Source organism: Flavobacterium sp. (assembly GCF_041911335.1).
In the GTDB taxonomy this organism is placed as follows: Bacteria; Bacteroidota; Bacteroidia; order Flavobacteriales; family Flavobacteriaceae; genus Flavobacterium.
The window spans coordinates 1-3,310 of the sequence record NZ_JAYRPD010000032.1 but is presented as its reverse complement, the minus strand read 5'-3'; the positions used below and the strand labels follow the sequence as shown (position 1 = coordinate 3,310).

The 3,310-nt window shown below is 35.7% G+C and carries 2 protein-coding genes and 1 pseudogene; all 3 read right to left on the bottom strand.

From position 1 onward, the window contains the following. The coding region (locus ACE3PD_RS04335; RefSeq protein ID WP_374399874.1) for an ABC transporter permease at positions 1-566 on the bottom strand (566 nt) is incomplete at its 3' end. A 16-nt stretch (positions 567-582) separates the two neighbouring features. Beyond that, a complete protein-coding gene (locus tag ACE3PD_RS04330; protein WP_374399872.1) occupies positions 583-2,952 on the bottom strand; it encodes a GumC family protein in 2,370 nt (789 codons plus the stop codon). A gap of 1 nt (position 2,953) precedes the next feature. Then, positions 2,954-3,310, bottom strand: a pseudogene (locus ACE3PD_RS04325) (polysaccharide export protein); the annotation flags it as partial.

The window sequence follows — 3,310 nt, the reverse complement described above, 5'->3', positions numbered from 1 at the left end:
GTGAGGGAAGAGAAAATCATTCCTACGCCTAAAGCAAAAAGTGCCATCAATAAAATTAATACAGGGGTAAACAATATCCAAAGATTGGGTTGTATGCTTTGTGCTACAAAGGTGTAATATAGAACTACCAAAATAAAAAGGGCAAACTGCACTGCAAACTTCAATAAACTAGAAGCGACTATAGACAGTGGCATAATGAGTCTAGGAAAATAAACTTTCCCAAAAATCGAAGCATTGGCGGTGAAAACAGATGATGTTTTGGTGAGGCTTTCTGAAAAATAATTCCAGATGGTGATGCCCGCCAAATAAAAAGCCAACTGCGGAATCCCGTCTGTAGAGAGTTTGGCAATATTCCCAAAAAGGATAACAAAAATAAGCGTGGTAAGCAGTGGCTGCACGATGAACCATAACGGCCCAAGAATGGTTTGCTTATAAAAAGTGATGAAATCTCTTTTTACGAGCATGAACAGCAAGTCTCTGTAATGCCATATTTCCCTGAAATTAATGGCAAAAAGAGAGGACTCTGCTTTTATTTCTTCAGTCCACATTTGTTTGGGTTCCTTCATTTTTCAGAAAATTATTTTAAGAAAATATCTTTTTGTACCAAGGTTTCTTATCCGTGTCTGCGGTATAAGAATATCCGTAACCGTATTTATATCCGTAGCCATATTTATTGCTGTAGGTAAGATTTAGGTAGCTTACATCATTCAGCACAATAGCCATTTTTCCTTTGGCGTGGTCTCTAGATACCTGATTCGCAAATCCTATCATCTCCTTATCGGTATATTCTGAGCGCATTAAAAATAACAACACATCTGCATATTTGATTAAGTTATAGGTATCTCCTACCATGAGCATAGGCGCTGAGTCTATGACCACATAATCAAAATGCTGCTGTGCATAGTCTAACAAGTCTGCAAATTTTTCACTTTCTAAAAGTTCATTAGGATTGGGAGCAATGGCTCCTGAGTGAATGAGCTTAAGGTTTGGATTAATGGCAGATTCTGAAATAAATCTCTCAGGCTGTGCAGCATAATTGCTTAAGAATTCTGAAAGTCCCTCTCCTTTGAGGTGCATAAATTGTTTGAGCTGAGGATTTCGGATGTCTGCTCCTACTAACAATACTTTTTTGCTTTGTGCCAAGGTAAGTGCTGTATTTACTGAAATGGTGGTTTTCCCTTCTCCTTTAATAGAAGAAGAAATGAGGATAACGGGACATTTATTTTCTTTGTTAAAGAAATATTTTACATTAGAATAGAGAATTCTAAAAGATTCTGCAAAAGCTGAGAGGTCGTTCTTACCGATAATGTTTTCTACCCCTTTCGGTATATTGGGAATTTCTGCTACTACAGGTATGTCTTTTACTGAGTCTAGTATGTCTTCTTTTGTATGAATGTAGGTATCTAATGCATTCTTGACAAAGAAAAATAATAAAGGTAACAATAACCCTAGTGCATAGGCATACAGCATAATTTTGCTTGCGTTGGGTGATACTACCCCTGTCGTATAAGCAGGGTTAAGGGTTTTCACTTTTGGTGTGGTTACTGCCAAAGCCATAGAAATCTCTTCGTTTTTCTGAAGTAGGTAAAGATACAGCGCTTCTTTAATTTTCTGTTGGCGGTCTATGTTTTTAAAGAAATTTTCTTGCTCTGGAAACATAGACATTTCTTGTTTGTATTTAGAGATTTTGCCTTGTTGATACCCTAAGTTCGTAGATATTACTTCTTTGGATTTATTCAAACTTTCTCTAATGAGACTTTTGAGCTGAGACAAATCTTTATTGAACTGCACAATCATAGGATTGGCAGGTGTGGCTTGTCTAAGGGTTTTATTTTTTAAGAGGAGCAATTCATTATATTGGGTGATTAAGCCTTCAGCAGCATTAGGCACCCCAATATTGGTAGGAAGCAACTGATCATTGGGCGCATTGACCATTCTGAGTACTGCATTTACCATCTCTAGTTGAGAAGCGAGTTCTAGTGTTTTTTGGGTTCCCTCATCTAAACCTTTGATGCTAGATTGTGCCTGCGTTTCTATATCAAAAATCTGGTTGGATCTTTTATAATTGGTTTTCTTCCCTTCAATGTTAGACAGCTCGCTGGTAATGAGTTGCAGCCTTTCATTGATAAAAGCAGCAGAGTTACGAGCTTCTAACTTTTTGTCATTGTCTGCATCTAGATTATATTGCTTTATTAATTCATTGAGAATATCTTCTGACTTTTGTGGGATTTCACCTCTGTAGAAGAGGTCCATGATATTGGTATCTGTATTGAGATTGGTTACCGTGATGGCTCCCTCTAAACCTGCCGCTATATTCTTGTAGTTGAAAAAATTTACATTGATATAGTCTTGGTAATTTATCCCTTCAACTTTAGAAATTTTTACTATCCCAAATCCTAAGTCATAAGGAACATCAAAATAATAAGATTTAGGATTCTTGCCTTCTAGATTTGCAAGCAGAAATCTCTTATTGTCTAAAGCTTTAATTTTATATGAAGCCCCTCCGAAATTTTTTTCGTCTTTTAGCGCAATAATCTCCCCTCGAAAAGGGCTTAATTCATATAATTCTATTTTCTTGATTTTGGCTTCTTGAACAAAGGTTACATCTAGATTAAGATGCTTCACCACTTTATTTAAAATGGGTTTAGACTTCATGAGGGCTATTTCATCTGAAATGGGATTTTTGGCGATCCCTCCTGTTCCCATGTTTTGCAAATCATTGAGCCCAATAACGCCTTTACTTTTTTTGGTAGAGTTATTAAAATATACTGATGCTTGGGAGCTGTAGATAGGAGTGGTATATCTCAGGTATATTTTTGCTGCTATGGCAAAAAGAACAAAAGAGAGTACAAACCAATACCAAACCCTTACGTATTTAAAGATTTCTTTTTTAATATTGAGCTTTTTAGCTCTTTGTGGTAGAGAAGATTGTATGGGCTGAAGCGTTTCCATTTTAATTTTTTATAAAATTATATGCCGCAAATAAAAGTCCTAATACTCCAGAATAGGTTAGGATTTTACTTAAAATAGGGGTTTTGTTTGCAGCAATCTGTGCATCTCTGTTTGGAAGAGCATACAAGATATCATTATTTTGGATATAATAATATGGAGAATTAGATAGGTTATAATCTGTAAGGTCTAAAGTAATGGTTTGGTCTTTGCCATCTATATTTCTAATTAATCTAATATTTTTAAGGTCTGCATTTTCATTCGTTCCTCCGCCAATAGCCACTGCTTGTAGTATGTTTAGTTTTTCATTGGTATAAGGTTTTTGCCCTTTTGTAGCAAATTCTCCCAAAAAAGTTATCTT